The sequence below is a fragment of the Peribacillus sp. R9-11 genome, assembly GCF_031345095.1.
GTDB classification, from domain to species: Bacteria; Bacillota; Bacilli; order Bacillales; family DSM-1321; genus Peribacillus; species Peribacillus butanolivorans.
In genome coordinates this window covers 4,717,737-4,735,600 of the sequence record NZ_CP133763.1, presented here as the reverse complement: position 1 = coordinate 4,735,600, position 17,864 = coordinate 4,717,737, and the positions used below count along the sequence as shown (strand labels likewise).

At 39.4% G+C, this 17,864-nt stretch carries 15 protein-coding genes and 2 pseudogenes; 12 read left to right on the top strand and 5 right to left on the bottom strand.

Translation table 11 applies throughout. The features are described from left to right. Window positions 1–66: 66 nt before the first annotated feature. The 5 genes and pseudogenes from RE409_RS22985 to RE409_RS22965 all read right to left on the bottom strand — a co-directional run bounded on the left by RE409_RS22985 (window position 67) and on the right by RE409_RS22965 (window position 2,532). Window positions 67–462 carry a DoxX family protein gene (locus tag RE409_RS22985; protein ID WP_309558135.1) on the bottom strand — a complete coding sequence of 132 codons (396 nt, stop codon included), beginning with the start codon at window positions 460–462 and terminating at the stop codon, window positions 67–69. A gap of 368 nt (window positions 463–830) precedes the next feature. Beyond that, entirely contained in the window at window positions 831–1,223 is a 393-nt protein-coding gene (locus RE409_RS22980) for an SRPBCC family protein (RefSeq protein ID WP_242485487.1), read from the bottom strand. Further along, window positions 1,224–1,550 (bottom strand): annotated as a pseudogene (locus RE409_RS22975) (ArsR/SmtB family transcription factor); the annotation flags it as partial. A gap of 130 nt (window positions 1,551–1,680) precedes the next feature. Continuing rightward, the gene (locus tag RE409_RS22970) at window positions 1,681–2,274 is read right to left on the bottom strand and encodes a YdeI/OmpD-associated family protein (RefSeq protein WP_201186630.1); all 594 of its coding nucleotides are present in this window, start codon (window positions 2,272–2,274) and stop codon (window positions 1,681–1,683) included. A 105-nt stretch (window positions 2,275–2,379) separates the two neighbouring features. Continuing rightward, the gene (locus tag RE409_RS22965; protein WP_309558134.1) at window positions 2,380–2,532 is read right to left on the bottom strand and encodes a hypothetical protein; all 153 of its coding nucleotides are present in this window, start codon (window positions 2,530–2,532) and stop codon (window positions 2,380–2,382) included. A 392-nt stretch (window positions 2,533–2,924) separates the two neighbouring features. On the opposite strand from RE409_RS22965, the gene RE409_RS22960 reads away from it, so the two are divergent. From RE409_RS22960 to RE409_RS22905, 12 genes and pseudogenes are all read left to right on the top strand, one after another. Then, window positions 2,925–4,142 carry an IS110 family RNA-guided transposase gene (locus RE409_RS22960; RefSeq protein ID WP_201249217.1) on the top strand — a complete coding sequence of 406 codons (1,218 nt, stop codon included), beginning with the start codon at window positions 2,925–2,927 and terminating at the stop codon, window positions 4,140–4,142. A gap of 680 nt (window positions 4,143–4,822) precedes the next feature. After that, window positions 4,823–5,605: a sulfite exporter TauE/SafE family protein gene (locus RE409_RS22955; RefSeq protein WP_309558133.1), complete on the top strand. Its 783-nt coding sequence runs from the start codon at window positions 4,823–4,825 to the stop codon at window positions 5,603–5,605. 42 nt (window positions 5,606–5,647) lie between these two features. Beyond that, the gene (locus RE409_RS22950; protein WP_201225089.1) at window positions 5,648–6,847 is read left to right on the top strand and encodes an FAD/NAD(P)-binding oxidoreductase; all 1,200 of its coding nucleotides are present in this window, start codon (window positions 5,648–5,650) and stop codon (window positions 6,845–6,847) included. Between the two features lie 62 nt (window positions 6,848–6,909). Continuing rightward, window positions 6,910–8,343, top strand: coding sequence for an MBL fold metallo-hydrolase (locus RE409_RS22945; protein WP_201186626.1), 1,434 nt, complete (start codon window positions 6,910–6,912; stop codon window positions 8,341–8,343). Window positions 8,344–8,492: 149 nt separating this feature from the next. Continuing rightward, window positions 8,493–9,752, top strand: coding sequence for a MalY/PatB family protein (locus RE409_RS22940; RefSeq protein WP_309558132.1), 1,260 nt, complete (start codon window positions 8,493–8,495; stop codon window positions 9,750–9,752). Between the two features lie 63 nt (window positions 9,753–9,815). After that, window positions 9,816–11,261, top strand: coding sequence for a sigma-54 interaction domain-containing protein (locus RE409_RS22935; RefSeq protein ID WP_201186625.1), 1,446 nt, complete (start codon window positions 9,816–9,818; stop codon window positions 11,259–11,261). Window positions 11,262–11,484: 223 nt separating this feature from the next. Continuing rightward, entirely contained in the window at window positions 11,485–12,963 is a 1,479-nt protein-coding gene (locus RE409_RS22930) for an amino acid permease (protein WP_201223087.1), read from the top strand. 95 nt (window positions 12,964–13,058) lie between these two features. Then, window positions 13,059–13,436 carry a RidA family protein gene (locus RE409_RS22925; protein WP_201223089.1) on the top strand — a complete coding sequence of 126 codons (378 nt, stop codon included), beginning with the start codon at window positions 13,059–13,061 and terminating at the stop codon, window positions 13,434–13,436. Window positions 13,437–13,532: 96 nt separating this feature from the next. Further along, window positions 13,533–14,528, top strand: a complete 996-nt coding sequence (locus RE409_RS22920; RefSeq protein ID WP_201186622.1) for a D-cysteate sulfo-lyase — start codon at window positions 13,533–13,535, stop codon at window positions 14,526–14,528. A gap of 438 nt (window positions 14,529–14,966) precedes the next feature. Continuing rightward, window positions 14,967–15,485, top strand: a pseudogene (locus tag RE409_RS22915) (RNA-guided endonuclease TnpB family protein); the annotation flags it as partial. Between the two features lie 882 nt (window positions 15,486–16,367). Beyond that, on the top strand, window positions 16,368–16,508 hold the full coding sequence (locus RE409_RS22910) for a hypothetical protein (RefSeq protein ID WP_201188185.1): 141 nt from the start codon (window positions 16,368–16,370) through the stop codon (window positions 16,506–16,508). 358 nt (window positions 16,509–16,866) lie between these two features. Beyond that, entirely contained in the window at window positions 16,867–17,511 is a 645-nt protein-coding gene (locus RE409_RS22905) for a formylglycine-generating enzyme family protein (RefSeq protein WP_201225091.1), read from the top strand. Window positions 17,512–17,864: the final 353 nt, after the last annotated feature.

The window sequence follows — 17,864 nt, the reverse complement described above, 5'->3', positions numbered from 1 at the left end:
TCTTTTGAAAATAAAGCCTCCTAGTTCTTTTATATAAAACTTTAATTTCTTGTTTGGGGGATTTGATTAACAATTTGGCCCAATGCCTCGTTTATTGGTGTAGAAGATGCGGCTTTGTGGTCTCAACGCCCATGAAGCGATATTGAGTGCAGCATATGAAAGCGGAAGGATAATATGAAACCCGTAATCACCATAATCGTTAGCAAACGCATGAGATAAAGCCGCACCAGTCATTAAAAAGAAGATACCAGAGTGAGCCCATTCTTTAAGCCGAGGAAAACCTGGCACAACGAGAGCGATGACTCCAAGCACTTTCCAAATCCCGAGAATGGTCAAGATGTATAATGGGTAACCAAGATTCGTCACTAACTCGACGTTTCCCCCATATTGCATCAGTTGCCCGATACCACTTAACATAATAGCTGCTGCGAGTAGTAATGTGACCGTCCAATAAGCAATCATTTTTCTTTTGTTTTCATCCTTTAATCCCTTCCTTTAATCATTGATTTAAAAATGAAATACCATTACTGGGTAGTTCCTTACAACTCTTCACATTCGTCAGGACAATCGGCTTAGCGTTGTAAATCCGCATTTGCCTGACGGTTCCCCTATTATATTGTCTTTTCTTGAAATCCATTTTCATAAAAGAGGACGGGTTCCATATCCTATTGCAAAATCCGAAATTGTAATCAAAATTGCATCTGAATTTGTAATGTGTTTTGTATCAATATTTTTACTAAAAAAGCAAACGCATCAGTCCTATACTGAGCCGTTTGCTTTTTCCTCTACGTTTTTAGCTTAATAAAAAAAACAGGTTCAGAGGTTTGGTCTTACATTTCCTCTAACACTTTTTTTAGTTCTTCGCCCATTTTCGCCCAACCATGTTTCGCACCATTGAACGCTTGATCTTCTTTTTCGAATCCTGTTTGTTCAAGATGTAAGTAGGTTGTTCCATCCTCTTGTTTCAATGTCCATGTGACTATAGTGTTTATCGGACCACCTACCCATGTGTAAGATAACTTATAAGGCTCTTCCACTACTAATACTTCACAATCTACAATTAAATTCCACTGCTCATTTCGGAATTGACTTTTATGTCCTACGATTGGTTTAAAGTTATTTTCCATTATCCATTTTGCAAGAGTATCCGAATCTGTTAATGCGTTCCACACCTTATTGATCGGGCTCTTAAAATTAAAATCTTGTGATACTGTTAAATTCATTTTTTGTTCCTCCTGTAATATTTGGTTTAAAAGCAATATTCTTTCATTCCAGAATTTTCTGTAAAACGATACCCAATCCTCAATTTCTCTTAACGGGGCAGCATTCAGCCGATACCTTGTTTCTCTACCAACTTTACGGTCGGCAACTAGACCAGCTTCTTTAAGGATAGCCAAATGTTTAGAAACAGCAGTACGACCCATTTGAAATTGAGCGGTTAATTCGTGAAGAGGTAACTCTTCTGCATCTGCCAACAAACGAAGCAATTTACGTCTTGTTGGGTCAGCGATGGCTCCATAAACATCACGCTCTTGATTTTTATCGTTCAAAATCACCCCCCCTTTAAATTAGACACCAATTGGTGCCTTTATTATATGACACTAATTGGTGTCCTGTCATTTTCTTTATTTTCCATAATAGCATTAGTTTTATTCTCCTATCATCAAGTATATAAGTGCCCTAATCATTTAATCCCTTTCCATTGAGAATTTGCTGCATACATTTTTCAACCCTTGACACTCGAGTTTTGGATTGTTTGGGTTCAGAAAAATAACGAATGTATGCTCTTTGCCGTCCCGGCGTCAATGCTTCAAAAGCAGTTTTCAAGGCAGGGATTTCATCGAATTTATTTTGAAATTCTTCAGGAATTATGAATTCTGTCGTCTTCTTAAAATTCACTTCCAAACCGGCTTTTTCAACTTCAATGGCTTCATAAATATAGGCTTTCAAGATGGTTTCCATTTCAACTATTTCTTGAACATTGGTGAACCGAATCTGGCGCGCCGCCTGTACATTCTCCGTTTGTTGGATTAGAATCCCATGGGTATCCTGTAACAAGGCACCTTTGTGAAACAGAAGCGCACAATATTCTTTAAATCCATGTATTAAAACAATGTTTTTTTTCTCAAACGTGTAACAAGGATGCATCCACTTAAATTCTTCGGTCAGCTCACAGTCAAGAACGATATTTCTCAACTTCTCATATTCTTCCTTCCACTTGTTAGCTTTACTTAAAAATTCATCAACCTTAGGATTCATTCTACTATTTGTCATCAAGGAACACTCCTCTTCAATTTTTCAATCAGCTGACCGTCAAGAATGATCATTCTCAATTTCTCCAATTCTTTCTGTCACTTTTTGGCTTTACTTGAATATTCATCAACCTTGAATCATATGACCCACTTGGCAAGCTTGCTTGAATCGGTTAAGGCGGACGTGAAGAGGTAATTCTTCTACGTCTGCCATCAGTTCACGTCGAGTCGGGTCGGCAAGGGCAACATACACATCCCTCATTTTTTTTGTATGGGTCAAAATCACCCTCCCCTTACTTTCGGATTATAAAGAGACTCCGATTGGTGTCCGATTTATAGTAGGACATTAATTGGTGTCATGTCAAGCAGACCAGGCTTGGAAGTTACAGGGAACTTATGTCGATAATCTGCCCGTTAGCCAACCATGCAGCGCACGACCAGCGCTGCACCACAGAGAATGAAAATGGTGGAAAACCGTCCATACTGATTCTATGGCTGGGTGAGGAAGGTCGATGAACTATGGTGCCATTAGAGCCCATCCGTTAGTCTGACTCCAACGACCTCGGTGCATCACAGACTGTCGCTCCCTTACGGGAAGCACTCATGGTAGATTAATCCTATTCTGGTTTTTGCACCAGCCTCTAATTTTTTGCCATAGAAAGGATGGTTTCAATGGAAGTAATCATTGAACGAGTATGCGGAATGGATGTACATAAAGATAACATTACCGCCTGCATTATGACCCCCGAAGGAAAGGAGATTCAAACATTTTCTACAAAAACGGTGTTTTTAATTCAACTGATGGATTGGATTAAATCACATGGTTGCACTCATGTCGCTATGGAGAGCACAGGTGTGTTTTGGAAGCCTATCGTGAACTTAATTGAGGCTGAAGAAATGGAGTTTTTAGTTGTTAACGCACAACATATGAAAGCAGTCCCTGGTCGAAAAACAGATGTCAAGGATGCTGAGTGGATCGCTCAACTTCTTCGTCATGGTTTATTGAAGGCAAGCTTTATCCCTGATCGAAATCAACGAGAATTGCGTGAGCTTGTTCGGTATCGTAGAAGTATTATTGAAGAACGAGCCAGACAGCATAATCGAATTCAAAAGGTGCTTGAAGGTGCAAATATCAAATTAGGCTCTGTCGTATCGGATATTATGGGTGTTTCATCAAAGGACATGCTTCATGCGATCGCATTTGGTGAGGATGATCCTGAGAAACTAGCAAACCTTGCGCGACGTTCGATGAAGAAGAAAAAAGATGATTTAATCCTTGCCCTGAATGGGTATGTGAATCCTCATCAACGCATGATGCTTAAAACGATTCTAACTCATATTGATTTTCTGACTGAACAGATTAAAAACCTCGATCAAGAGGTTGCCCAAAGAGTTAGTGTGTATCAAGAAAACATAGAACGACTGGATTCAATACCTGGGATTGCCACTCGAATGGCAGAACAAATTCTAGCTGAAATCGGAACGGACGTTGAAAAACAGTTCGAAAGTGCAGCCAGATTATGTTCATGGGCCGCCCTCGTACCAGGACACAATGAAAGTGCAGGAAAAAGGAAATCAACCAGAGGCAAAAAGGGAAATAAATATTTAAAATCTGCTTTAACTGAGGCTGCTCACTCAGTTGGAGCCTCCAAAAACTATCTTGGCGCTCTATACAGACGGACAGCTGCGCGAAAAGGAAGAAAACGAGCTGGAATTGTCGTTGCCCACGCCATGTTAAGAATTTCTTATTATCTTTTAACAAGGAAAGAAATGTATGTAGACTTAGGCGAAGATTATTTTGATAAGCAAAAGCAAGCTTCCATTGTACGAAATTCGGTCCGAAGGTTAGAAAACTTAGGATATACCGTAAATATATCAGAGGCATCCTAACCACCGATTTATTAGGAGATCTAATAAGGCGCTGCTCTTTTTCAAAAAAATTGAAGCTTGCGTTTTATTTAATATGGTCTTTTTTCTTATTATTAGTGTTTAATTTTCATGGTAGTTTAAGTGCATTTCTTAACAATGTCACATAAATATCCAGTTTTGTTTGAGAGTCTTATTCCATTAAATGGCCCTTTAATGGAATAGCATGACTAACGTTTTTAAACAAATGTAAGGTTTTTTTCAATGTTGTAGCTACTGTCAAAAAGCATACTTTATGACACGTAGAATGATAGCTCTAATCTGTATGTCAAAAGGTGAATTATCTCATTTCTAGCACATTAACAATGTTCTTGTACGCTTGTTCAGTTATACGAAACCTAAGAAAAATTCTTGTTAACTGATAGGTTAGAGAATCACTTTATAGAAATAGCTTGAAGAGTTTATCACAGATGCAAAAATAGTTCCTAGTCCTAGGAAGAATTTAAACTTGATGATAAAGGCTTTTTTTATATATTGATAGCAAAATTGGGAATTTCCAAAGAGTTCAGTGTGCAAAACAAGCGGTTTTACAGGAGAAAATAGTTGGCATGGTTTTTGCTTATATAAATAGTGAGTAAATAGAGAAAGGAGGGAGAGATGAATCACCAACTACTCAGCTTTGTTGGTAAGAGTCTCAGGAAAGAATGACAACTATTCAAGTGCTCCTCTCCATTTTTTCAGGAACTATTGTCGGATTCGTACTTGGTTTGCTCGGCGGAGGTGGATCGATTCTAGCTGTTCCTCTTTTGCTTTACGTTGTCGGCGTGAAAGATCCACATGTGGTAATTGGCACGACAGCGTCAGCCGTTGCTATAAATGCCTATGCAAACCTTATTCCACACGCACGAGCCGGCCATGTGCAATGGAAATCGGCGATTACTTTTGCTCTACCTGGTGCACTAGGTGCTTATACGGGATCGATTATCGGAAAGTTGGTACCTGGTAAACAGTTGTTATTTCTTTTTGCCATTTTGATGATCGTCATAGCTGTAAAAATGGTTATGCCAAAGAAAACGAAGGGTCAGGCAGATGATTTTCAAAATCAAGTGAAGCTTCCACTGTTGATCACCATGGCCATTCTAGTGGGGCTGTTATCCGGTTTTTTCGGGATTGGCGGCGGATTTTTGATTGTTCCCGGTTTAATTTTTGTAACAAGGATGCCAATGATTGCAGCAATTGGATCTTCTCTGGTATCTGTGGGCACATTTGGGCTTATGACAGCTATAAGCTATACCTTATCTGGCCTTGTAAACTGGTGGATTGTGTTCGCATTTGTTGGAGGGGGAGTTGTCGGCGGAACAGTTGGAGCTTGGCTGGCAGTGCGCTTAAGCAAACAGCAGCGTACGCTCCATTATGTATTTTCCGGTGTTGTAATGTTGGTCGCCATTTACATGCTAATCATTAATGCTGAAGCGTTAGATTGGTGAGCTACTTAATAAAATTGAGATGAGGAGATTAGAATGGCAAATATGAAGAATGAAACACATTACAAAGTTTTGATTGTAGGAGGGGGCAGTGCCGGAATTACGGTTGCAGCCCGTCTCCTGCGTGAATCTCGCACTCTGAGCGGAAACATTGCCATCATTGACCCTGCGACGAAACATTATTATCAGCCATTATGGACACTTGTGGGAGCTGGCGAAGCTGACAAAACTGTGACACAAAGGGAGGAAGCATCCGTTATTCCGAGCGGAGCCGTGTGGGTACAGGATGCGATAACCACATTTCAGCCAGATGAAAATGCTGTTGTAACAGCATCCGGAAAGAAACTGCACTACGAATATCTAGTTGTCGCTGCCGGGATTCAAATTAACTGGCATGAAATCAAGGGGTTAAAAGAGAGTATTGGAAAGAATGGGGTATGTAGTAATTACTCTTATGATTATGTTGATAGCACTTGGGAGGCGATCAGAAACTTCAAGGGGGGGACTTCCATTTTTACCAATCCGAACACGCCGGTAAAATGCGGTGGAGCTCCTCAAAAAATTATGTATTTGGCAGAAGATTATTTCAGAAAATCAGGAGTTCGCTCGCAATCTTCGGTTATTTTTGTTTCAGGTAGCCCATCCATTTTCAATGTAAAAAAATATGAACAGGCACTAAATAAAATAATTGAACGGAAAGAAATCGAGACATGTTTTATGCATCATCTCATTGAAATTGATGGTGACAAGAAACGAGCGACATTTGAAAATCTGAACACAAAAGAGTGTGTGGATATGCAATATGACATGATTCATGTGGTACCGCCGATGAGCGCCCCTGATTTTATCAAGAATAGTTCCCTCGCAGCTAGTAATGGTTGGCTGAATGTAGATAAATATACGCTGCAGCATGAACACTTTGACAATATATTTGGCATAGGGGATTGCACAAACTTGCCTACTTCAAAAACAGGGGCTGCAATTCGCAAACAAGCACCCGTGCTTGTGCAAAATTTACTTCATCGGATGCGTGCCAAACAAATGGTTCATAAATATGACGGCTATACATCATGTCCACTTGTTACTGGATACGGGCGGCTTATACTGGCTGAATTTAATTATGATTTACAGCCGCAAGAAACCTTTCCTATCGATCAATCCCGTGAGAGGTTCAGTATGTATGTATTGAAGAAAAACTTGCTTCCCGTTATGTATTGGAACGGGATGCTTAAAGGTATGATGTAAAAACATTTCTGATAGGCATAACAAAACAAAAGTAAGCAAGGCCCTTAAAAGGAGGATGATTTATGCTACTCAAGTATTTTTATGATGAGAAACTGGCTCAAGCTTCATACCTTGTGGGATGTCAGGCTACTGGCGAAGCGATCATTGTTGATCCGTCACGTAATATAGAAGCTTACTTAAAAACGGCAAGAGCACATGGTGTGCGGATCGTGGGTGTAACGGAAACACACATCCATGCGGATTTTTTGTCTGGTTCAAAGGAGCTAGCTTCAAGGCTTGGGGCCACATTGTATTTGTCTGATGAAGGAGGGGCGGACTGGAAATATGAGTACGCAACTGAATATCAACACTGCTTTCTAAGAAATGGAGATGTATTTTCCATTGGAAATATCAATTTTGAGGTGGTACATACACCAGGACACACACCTGAACATATATCGCTGCTCGTAACAGATGGGGGTGCATCTACCAAGGATCCACTTGGCATATTTACCGGAGATTTTGTATTTGTCGGTGATGTGGGACGTCCCGACTTATTAGAAAAAGCCGCAGGGGTGCACGGGTCCTCGGAAAAAATGGCACGCATGATGTATCGGTCTTTACAGCAGTTTAAAAACCTTCCTGACTATCTGCAAGTATGGCCGGGGCATGGAGCGGGCAGTGCCTGTGGAAAAGCGCTAGGTGCAATCCCGTCGTCGACCATTGGATATGAAAAACGGACAAATTGGGCACTGCAATATGATAATGAGGATCGCTTTATAGAAGCGCTGTTGGCTGGACAGCCGGAGGCACCCCCATATTTTTCAATGATGAAGCGGTTGAATAAAGAGGGAGCGCAGCAAATTCGAAGTATAGCAGCACCACTTTGTATGGAGGTTTCAATAGATATTGTGCAGGAATGGACGGAACAGGGAATTGTCATTGATACACGTCCGGCCAGTGAATTTGCCACCAAGCATATACGAGGGGTAATTAATATCCCTTATAACAAATCATTTGTAACTTGGGCGGGATGGCTGTTGGATTATGACCGACCAATATATCTTCTGGCATGCAATGCTGATGTGGCAGATATGATAAATGATCTCCAGTCCATTGGATTGGATCGTGTCGTTGCAACAATGGAACCATATATCATTGAGCAGGAAGGAGAATCTGATTCACGTGTTATGAAGTATGAAGAAGTGACAATGGACCAGATAGATGGCACTATTCAAACAGAACGCATATATGTGCTTGATGTCCGAAGCATGGGCGAATGGGAGGAAGGCCATATTCCGCAGGCGAAGCATGTGATGCTTGGTCATTTACAGGAACAGGCACACAAAATTCCGCATGATAAACCAATTTTGGTTTATTGCAAAACCGGCGGAAGATCAGCCATCGCTGCAAGCCTTCTACAAGTTCATGGTTTTAAAGAAGTACAAAGCCTTGTAGGTGGTTATGAGGAATGGAATAAACAGAAGAAGTTACGACCCACCAGAGATGCTAAATGAAATCTTTGAATTTTATCATCCATGCGAAAATACTTACCATAATTGCAAATGTGGTAATGCTTAGGATGAAAGGGTCTTTAAATAATGACCGCGGCATTAGGGGATTCAACCAAGAACCTCTATAAAAATAAGGAGATTTTATAAGTGAAATGAGTTGGCATGACAATTGCTTATATAAATTAGTAATGAGGCATAGTGCAAACAAACATAAGAAGGAGAGATACTCGATGAAATATAATTTTGACCAAGAAATCTGTCGACTGGGTACAGCCTGCGAAAAGTGGGATGATCTAGAAAATCATTTTGGCATAAAGGATGTTATACCGATGTGGGTGGCCGATATGGATTTTCAGTCTCCACAACCTATCATCGAAGCATTAAAACAACGTGTGGAGCACGGTGTATATGGCTACACGCTTAGACCGGACTCGTATATGGAATCCATTGTTGGTTGGCTAAAAAGAAGACATCGATGGTCCATTGAGAAAGAATGGATTACCCACAGCCCAGGAGTGATTCCAGCCCTATCGTTGGCGATTCAGTCCTTCACGCAGGCAGGTGACAAAATAATTATCCAACCTCCTGTATACCATCATTTTGCCCGGGTGATCCAAGCGAACGGCCGTGAAATTGTAAACAACCCGCTTAAGCTTGAAAATGGGCATTATTCCATAGATTTCGAAGATTTAGAGGCAAAGATAGATTCAACGGTAAAAATGTTGATTTTGTGTAGTCCTCATAACCCAATCGGAAGGGTATGGAGCAAAGAAGAATTGACCAGATTGGGACAGATTTGTATGAAGCATAACATTCTCGTTGTGGCAGATGAAATTCATTTTGACTTTGTTTATAAGACACATACTCACATTCCTTTTGCCTCTATATCAGAAGAGTTTGCGAATCATTCTCTTACCTGCATTGCGCCAAGCAAAACTTTTAACCTGATGGGTGTACAGACGTCAAGTATCATTATTCCAAATCAGCAACTGCGCGATAGGTATGATCGAGAACTTAATACATTATCCATTGGTTCGCCGAACATATTTGGTGTTGTTGCGTTAGAGGCTGCTTACCGATACGGAGAAGAATGGCTCGATCAGCTCCTTGAATATTTGCAGGAGAATTTGGAGTTCACTCTGAGTTACTTCAGCAAAAACATCCCTCAAATCAAAGTCATCCAGCCGGAAGGCACATACCTTGTCTGGCTGGATTGCCGGGAATTAGGGTTTTCAATTAAAGAAATGGATCAATTTATGTTGCAAGAAGCAAGGGTTGCAATGAATGAAGGGCACATTTTTGGTATGGAAGGTGAAGGGTTTATGCGACTTAATATCGCTTGCCCGCGTTCGATGTTGAAAAATGCTTTGGGTGGCATAGAAAAAGCTTTCTCCTCTTTGTGCAATGCGTAGAAATTTATTTTATAATAAATTTATTTTATTATTTCATATACCGCTATAGCAGAGGAGGATAATATGGCAGGATTTATCGGCATGCAGCAGTTTATTCAAGATTACGCTGAGAACACAGCAGGAATCCTTGGTCTGGATATAACCGTGCTTGATGAAAAGGGCGTTCGTATTAGCGGAACTGGTTACTATAAAGATCTCATTGGCAAAACGGCTCCGGAAGGCTCCTTTTTCAGAATGATATTGGAAACAGGGGAGCCTGGAGTGGTTTATGATGTGAAAAAAGATGAGTCGCAGTGTAGGAGTTGTAAATTCGTAAATCAATGCAAAGAACTCGCTACCATCGGGTTTCCTATTGTAAAGCAAGACAAACCAGTTGGCGTCATCGGCATGATTGGTTTTTCCCATGAACAAAAGGAGAAAATGATTATAGAATCAGAGAATCTGATCCAGTTTTTACGCAATGTTAGTACATTGTTAGTCAATAAATTAGCAATGCTGGACCCTGATAAAGAACCGGGTTGCAAAATACAAGAAGATATCCCGATCCCCCCGAAATCTATTACTTTTGAAAACATTCTTGGTAAAGATTCCGGGCTTCAAGATGTTATTAAAAAAGCAAGACGGATTATAAACAGCCCATCCACTGTCCTGATTAGGGGAGATAGCGGTACGGGGAAGGAATTATTAGCCAAAGCGATTCATTTTGAAAGCAAACGCCGGATGCATTCATTTGTAGCAGTTAATTGCGCTGCCATACCTGAAAGCTTGTTGGAAAGTGAGTTGTTTGGTTATGAGGGCGGATCATTTACCGGCTCAAGTCGGAATGGGAAAATGGGGAAATTTGAATTAGCGCACAACGGAACCATTTTTCTTGATGAAATTGGAGATATGCCGCTTTTCTTGCAGCCAAAGTTATTACGGGTTTTACAAGAAAGAGAGATTGAAAGAATCGGTGGAAAAAAAGCAATCGAGATTAATGTACGGGTGATTGCAGCCACTCACCAAAACCTGGAGGAAATGGTGCGAAACGGAACTTTTCGCGAGGATTTATATTATCGTCTCAATGTCATCCCTCTACATACCAAACCCTTGCGAGAGCGGCGTGATGATATCGCTTTGTATCTTGAACATTTCATGCATAAACATTGTAAGATCATGCAAAGGCACCCCTTGAGACTGGACCCAATGCTGGAGCGATGGCTTATACGCTATGATTGGCCGGGGAATATACGGCAGTTGGAAAACGCCGTAGAATATATGGCAAATATGGCTGAATCAGATACCGTCTCCTTCCATGATTTACCTGACTATCTGTTTCAACAGGATCATCTCACTGTGGAGAGTAGCGGATTAAGTTTAGAACAAATGATTTCAGAATATGAAAAAGACGTAATCCAGAGCTATTTCTTAGCTGAAAAATATCGGCATGATAAAGAACAAATTGCCCGGGAACTACAGATTAGCCTTTCTACTCTTTATCGCAAGTTGGAAAAATATAAATTATGTTAACTTCATAAAAAATATCTATTTTTCTCAATTAATAGTTACTTAAAATTAAAGCGGGAGAGTGCATATATATCATTTTCTCGCCTGGATTTGAGAGGGGTCAGGGCAAAAGCAGAAGGTAGAGGTATTTTGTTAAATGACTGAAAGTTCTAAAAATAATCAATAAAGAGATTTTTTAAAAGAACAGCCAGATGAGCCTTGCATACAAATTGAAGGGGGATACACTATGGGGAAATTAGAAGCAGAGATAAGCAACACCCTAGAAGAGCGAAATTCAAAAGCATCCTTACAAAGGAAGCTGAAACCCAGACATTTAACGATGATGGCTATTGGTGGCGCTATTGGTACAGGATTGTTTGTATCCAGCGGATCGACGATTAGCACTGCGGGGCCGGGAGGAGCGCTAGCAGCATACATTCTGGTAGGAATCATGGTCTATTTTGTCATGAATAGTTTAGGAGAGCTATCGGCCTTCTTACCGGTCCCGGGGGCCTTTGATATCTATGCCTCAAAGTATATTGATCCTGCGTTAGGCTTTGCGTTAGGTTGGAACTATTGGTATACAACCGCGATAACGGTTCCTGCAGATTTGGTGGCCTCTACTCTTATTATGAAGTATTGGTTTCCGGACTCACCTTCTATCTTGTGGAGCGCACTATTTTTGGGTTTGTTGCTAATGTTAAATGTCTTATCAGTCAAGGCATATGGGGAAAGTGAATACTGGTTTGCTGGTATTAAGGTCATCTCGATCATCGTATTTCTCGTTATTGGGGTTGCTATGATTTTTGGAATTATGGGAGGACATTCGGTCGGGTTCAGTAACTTTACCCATGGAGATGCTCCTTTCAATGGCGGGCTTGTATCTATCTTTAGTGTAGTGCTCATCGCGGGCTTTGCGTTCCAGGGAACTGAGGTTATTGCGACGGCAGCCGGTGAAACCGAAAATCCATCGAAAAATGTACCGAAAGCGATTCGGTCAATCTTCTGGCGAATCCTTATTTTCTACGTGTTGACGATTTTTGTTATCGGTTTGATTATCCCTTATACGGATCCAAACCTGCTTAAATCCGGCGTTCAAAATGTATCTATCAGCCCCTTCACGCTTGTTCTTCAGAGAGCTGGGTTGGCATTTGCCGCTTCCGTCATGAATGCCGTGCTGCTTACATCTGTTTTATCAGCAGCAAATTCAGCAATGTATGCTTCTTCACGTATGCTATGGGCACTGGCGAAAGAAGGAAAGGCACCACGAATCTTTGCACGGCTTAACAGGAAGGGAATTCCCATGTTGGCCCTTTGTACAACTGCTATTATAGGACTTGCCTCTTTTTTAGCTTCCCTTTTTGGAAATGGTTCAGTGTTTATTTGGTTGGTAAATGCTTCAGCCCTTACCGGATTTATCAAATGGTTCGGGATTGCCGTTAGTCATTACCGCTTCCGTAAGGCATATGTAGCTCAAGGCAGAGATCTAAATGAATTGCCGTTTAAAGCCAAATGGTACCCGTTGGGCCCGGTTATCACGCTGTTATTTTTTGTGGTTTTCATTTTTGGGCAGACACTTTTTTCTGGACATCAAATTAGCTGGGCAGAAATTATAGCGACGTACATTGGTCTTCCTATTTTCTTGCTTCTCTGGCTTGGTTATAAAATCATTAAGAAAACAAAAATAGTTCCGCTTATGGAGTGTGATTTTGAGCGCAAAGAATAAGAGGTAAGGCTGTAATTAAATGTAAGCGTTTTATTCAAAGGGAAATTAAATTCAATTCCGTATAAATAGGATTACAAAAAAAAGAGGTGTTTTATATGTTAAAAGAAACAATCATAACCAAAGAAGCCCCCAAGGCTATCGGTCCTTATTCACAAGCCATTAAAGTAGGAAATGTAGTGTATACTTCAGGGCAGCTTCCAATTTATCCTGAAACTGGAGAAATGCCTGATAATATTGAGGAGCAAACAAGGGTGTCATTGGAGAATCTTAAGAAGGTTGTGGAAGCGGCGGGAGCAAGCTTACAGCAGGTAATAAAAACAACGGTTTTTTTAAGTGATATGAGTCACTTTGCCACGATGAATCATGTATATGGAGAATTTTTTACAGATAATTATCCAGCTAGAAGTGCGATTGAAGTTGCTCGTTTGCCTAAAGATGCTATGATTGAAATCGAAGCCATTGCTATGATTTAATAATAATAATTGAAAAGAGAATGTTAGAATGAAATTCTCTTTTCTTTATTTTACATATGGTTAGTCTTAAACAGAGAAATATGGAGGAGATTTAATATGAATTTAGCACAATTCCCTAGACGACGATATACACCAACCGATACACCTATTGAGAAATTACATCATTTTTCTGAAGTTCTTGGGGGCCCATCCATTTATCTTAAACGAGATGATTTACTGGGTCTGACGGCTGGGGGAAATAAAACAAGAAAACTAGAGTTCCTTGTTGCCGATGCAATGGAAAAAGGTGCGGATACGTTAATTACATGTGGAGGCATTCAATCAAATCATTGCCGCTTAACACTAGCCGCTGCAGTTAAAGAGAAAATGAAGTGCATCCTTGTGTTGGAAGAAGGCCTTTCAGAAAGTCCGGAGCCAGATTTTAACGGTAACTATTTTTTATATCATTTATTGGGCGCTGAAGAAATCAAAATTGTGCCTAATGGAGCGGACTTAATGCAAGAAATGCAGAAAGTAGCTAATGAGGTAACGGAGAAAGGGAATCGACCTTACATAATACCAGTCGGGGGATCCAATGTGATTGGTGCAACGGGATATGCTGCTTGCGCTCAGGAAATTTTGGCACAGTCATTTAATCAAGGAATCGATATGAAGTCAGTCGTTTGTGTAAGCGGCAGTGGGGGAATGCATGCTGGTTTGGTGACCGGATTTCATGGAAATCAAAGTGGAATATCGGTAATTGGAATAAACGTAAGCAGAGGAAAAGCTGAACAAGAAGAGAAAGTTTTTCAGCTTGTTAAAGAAACTTCAACACACATCGGCATTCCAAATTCAATCCCTCGTGAGGCTGTTATGTGTTTTGATGAGTATGTCGGACCTGGCTATGCTTTACCTACGCCAGAAATGGTGGAAGCTGTCAAACTCATGGCAAGAACAGAAGGGATTTTATTAGATCCCGTATATACGGGTAAAGCGGTAGCGGGACTCATTGATTTAATACAAAAAGGCACCTTTAAGCCGGATGATAATATACTATTTGTACACTCTGGCGGCGCCTCATCGCTATATGCCAATACTTCTCTCTTTTATTGAAATTTAAAACAAAAAGAAAGATGTGAAAGGTAATATCCGGTTCTCGTGTTAAAATTGCATTTATTGAAAGTAGTCTATGTTTCTTATAGAATTTGGTTTTTATGCAGCCATTCCAAATAGTTGATTCCTTTTATTAGAAGCTTGCTGATTCAGTTTAAAAGCAGTATTTTATGTTTGAAAAAACTTGTTTAAGTGTTTTAATATTGCTAGGTCTTTAATGGACAAGCTATGAGTCATATAAATAAATAGATTTGTAAGTGCATAGAAAAAATGATCAAACTTTTTATAAAGTCTATGTCAAATTTTAATGTTGATTAGTCAGAAATTAAAAATAGAGTTGATTCTACAATACAGTAGAATCAACTCTATTTCGTTTATTGTGGATTTTGATAATTTATCATTTCCCGCCAGAAGACTCCCTCTTCAAGCGTGTGAAGGGCGAGAGCACAACGGATTCTTTCAAGGCGACAAGAAATAGCCTTGAATCAAAATAAACCATTGGCTGAAGCCAAAAACTATCAAAAACAAAAACGAAAAGTGGCTATCCTACACGAAAAAATTTCAAATGCCCGAATGGATTACTTACATAAAGTTTCTACCGAAATCATCAAAAACCACGATGTGATTGGAATGGAAGACTTGCAAGTGTCGAATATGATGAAAAATCACAAACTAGCTAAAGCTATTAGTGAAGTATCTTGGTACCAATTCAAAAAAATGTTGGAATACAAAGCAAAATGGTATGGTAAACAAATCGTGACCGTATCTAAAACGTTTGCTTCTAGCCAATTGTGTTCTAGCTGCGGTTACCAAAATAAAGACGTTAAACATCTGAATCTTCGTGAATGGGATTGTCCTTTTTGTACTACTCACCACGATCGAGATATTAACGCAGGACTCAATCTAATGAATGAAGCCATAAGGCTTCTAACCGTAGGAACTACGGGAGGAGCCTAATTAAAAATTGGCCGATAGGCTAATGTTCTTAGGAATCCCCCACTTCAATCAGACCGTAAGGTCGATAAGTGGTGGGTAGTTCAAAATTAAGTCTTATTGTTTGTAGATTGAAGTACAGCATTTGGGGGATAACTACAATGTTCGTAATAGCCCCTTTATTTTCAAGATAGTCGTTACTCTCTATGGAATAAGTGAGGGTAGTGGATTTGCAACGATAGGAGTATTAATCATTATATTCCCTATTCTTTTTATAGCTGGGGTAGTTCTTTTTTGGATATGGGATTGATAAAAGAAATTTAAATTATTATTGGTGTAGTTGAAACAAGTATTATTATTAAAGAGACAAGCACAGTGAAAACAAGAATATAACTATTTCCTTTTATCATTAGATACCACGAACCTTTTTTAGTTTTTTGTACAATAAGTCGAAGTTAGTAGGAATTATTTACACAGAGTAAATCCTTGTTGAACTAACTGGTGCGTTAGTTCATTCATGAAGGAACACAATAATGATCAATCTTTTTTATAAAAGAATAAATCCAATTAATAAGGGCATGTTTTGATTAATCTATTTTCAAAACATGCTCTTCATATTTGTTTTTATATCCAGGTTAAAAGCGTTAATTTAAGCAAACTTTATTTTAAAGCTACACAAAGGGGGGCATTCATAATACTACTTTACCCATTGAAGGCAAATTATCCAATTGAAGAGCTGTGTCAGGCTTTTTTTAAAGTAGACGGTTAGCGAAGAACAATGGGGGAAATACTAAAGGGAAGGATGCTTATTTAGAATTTTCAGAAAATAATATTGACAATAAAATGACGTTGTTATATATTATTTATAAGTTAAATTTATTGTTATATAACAGAAGGAGGAATCAGATGATGAACATTTATGATAAAGCCTATGAAAGTTATTTAAAGATTTGTGAAAGGTATGAAATGGAGTCGATCAACTTCGACCACTTCATCAAAAATTTAACCAAAGATCAGTTGGATGAATACAGTAAATTAGCCATTTAAATGAAAGGGCGTGATTGCACAAGATGGACCTCCCGGTTGATGTAGATGTAGAAGCCAAATAGAAACCCCACCAGTTGCTAAATGGAAACAGGTGGGGTTTTGTCATGTGTTTAAGTGTAGTTTTAAAATTAAGTCGTACTGTTTATAAAAAAGATGTACCGATTTGATTTTGGTTTTCCTTAATGAACTAGGAGGTTAGTTTAAGAAGGAATTTCTTAGTGAAAGAGTGAATTTAATATTTAAAGGAGTTGAAATAATGAGATTAGGATTAAGAAAAGATGAAATAAGGTTATAAAATCAAGATCATTAGGAGGAAGGTAGAGTGTCTAATAAAATAAAGAGTTATATTGACTATCCTATGGTAAAAATTCCAGGGGGAGAAATAGAATTAAGAGACGATAGAATAAAAAGCAAATGGAAAGCTGAAATAAGACCGTTTCTTCTTGCCCGGTATCCTGTAACTATGGGTCTATACTATGCTATTACAAATAAATCACCTAATTCTTTTGACGGAGATCTAAAACCGGTTGTGAATATTTCTTGGAATGATGCAATTTCTTTTTGTAATCTACTGTCACAGAAAGCTGGACTGAAAGAGTGTTATTCTATAAGTAATGATGGTGAAAACATTATTTGTGATTGGGAATCAAACGGTTATCGACTTCCTTCAGAAGCAGAGTGGCAATATGCATGTAAAGCAGGGACTACTGGTTATAGATACGGAGAGCTTGATAAGATTGCCTGGTATAACGAAAATTCAGGAGGCAAGATCCATGAAGTAGGAAGAAAGGAACCGAATATATGGGGTCTGTATGATATGTTAGGGAATGTTTGGGAGTGGTGTTGGGATTTATATGATGAACAAGTGTACGGCTCCTACCGAATTTTCCGAGGGGGTAGCTGGGCTGAAGAGGCCAGGGGTTGTGGGGCTTCGTGTCGTCGACGTAGCCATCCGTCATTTTGTATAGACGACCTTGGATTCCGTCTTGCCCAGTCTTTTTAACTTCAACAAACAAGTCAACCTTCGAGGTTTTACAGCACAACTAACGGATAACAGTGACTGGCTACACGTGTTTGTTTAATGAGATGAAATCCAAAAAAACGGGTTCATTCCACGTAGGAAAATCTGCTTTTTTTATTGATAAAACCTAAATAATTTTTTATTTAAGCCCTCTTTAAAACAGAAAAGATCCCTCATATAGCTCCCGAACCATCATTCAGAGCTTAGATTTTCTATTGCCATTTTTATCTTGGAATAGGAAGTAGATCTCATTATGATTGCATCTGAAATTATATGAATAAAATCCACCCTGGCTAGATCCTCTACCTTTCTCATACAACACAAACTTAGAATTA

Bases quoted from the DNA above. Each gene is read 5' to 3' on its own strand.
- RE409_RS22985 (WP_309558135.1), bottom strand. From the start codon at position 462: ATGATTGCTTATTGGACGGTCACATTACTACTCGCAGCAGCTATTATG.
- RE409_RS22980 (WP_242485487.1), bottom strand. From the start codon at position 1,223: ATGAATTTAACAGTATCACAAGATTTTAATTTTAAGAGCCCGATCAAT.
- RE409_RS22970 (WP_201186630.1), bottom strand. From the start codon at position 2,274: ATGACAAATAGTAGAATGAATCCTAAGGTTGATGAATTTTTAAGTAAA.
- RE409_RS22960 (WP_201249217.1), top strand. From the start codon at position 2,925: ATGGAAGTAATCATTGAACGAGTATGCGGAATGGATGTACATAAAGAT.
- RE409_RS22955 (WP_309558133.1), top strand. From the start codon at position 4,823: ATGACAACTATTCAAGTGCTCCTCTCCATTTTTTCAGGAACTATTGTC.
- RE409_RS22950 (WP_201225089.1), top strand. From the start codon at position 5,648: ATGAAGAATGAAACACATTACAAAGTTTTGATTGTAGGAGGGGGCAGT.
- RE409_RS22945 (WP_201186626.1), top strand. From the start codon at position 6,910: ATGCTACTCAAGTATTTTTATGATGAGAAACTGGCTCAAGCTTCATAC.
- RE409_RS22940 (WP_309558132.1), top strand. From the start codon at position 8,493: ATGAGTTGGCATGACAATTGCTTATATAAATTAGTAATGAGGCATAGT.
- RE409_RS22935 (WP_201186625.1), top strand. From the start codon at position 9,816: ATGGCAGGATTTATCGGCATGCAGCAGTTTATTCAAGATTACGCTGAG.
- RE409_RS22930 (WP_201223087.1), top strand. From the start codon at position 11,485: ATGGGGAAATTAGAAGCAGAGATAAGCAACACCCTAGAAGAGCGAAAT.
- RE409_RS22925 (WP_201223089.1), top strand. From the start codon at position 13,059: ATGTTAAAAGAAACAATCATAACCAAAGAAGCCCCCAAGGCTATCGGT.
- RE409_RS22920 (WP_201186622.1), top strand. From the start codon at position 13,533: ATGAATTTAGCACAATTCCCTAGACGACGATATACACCAACCGATACA.
- RE409_RS22910 (WP_201188185.1), top strand. From the start codon at position 16,368: ATGATGAACATTTATGATAAAGCCTATGAAAGTTATTTAAAGATTTGT.
- RE409_RS22905 (WP_201225091.1), top strand. From the start codon at position 16,867: ATGGTAAAAATTCCAGGGGGAGAAATAGAATTAAGAGACGATAGAATA.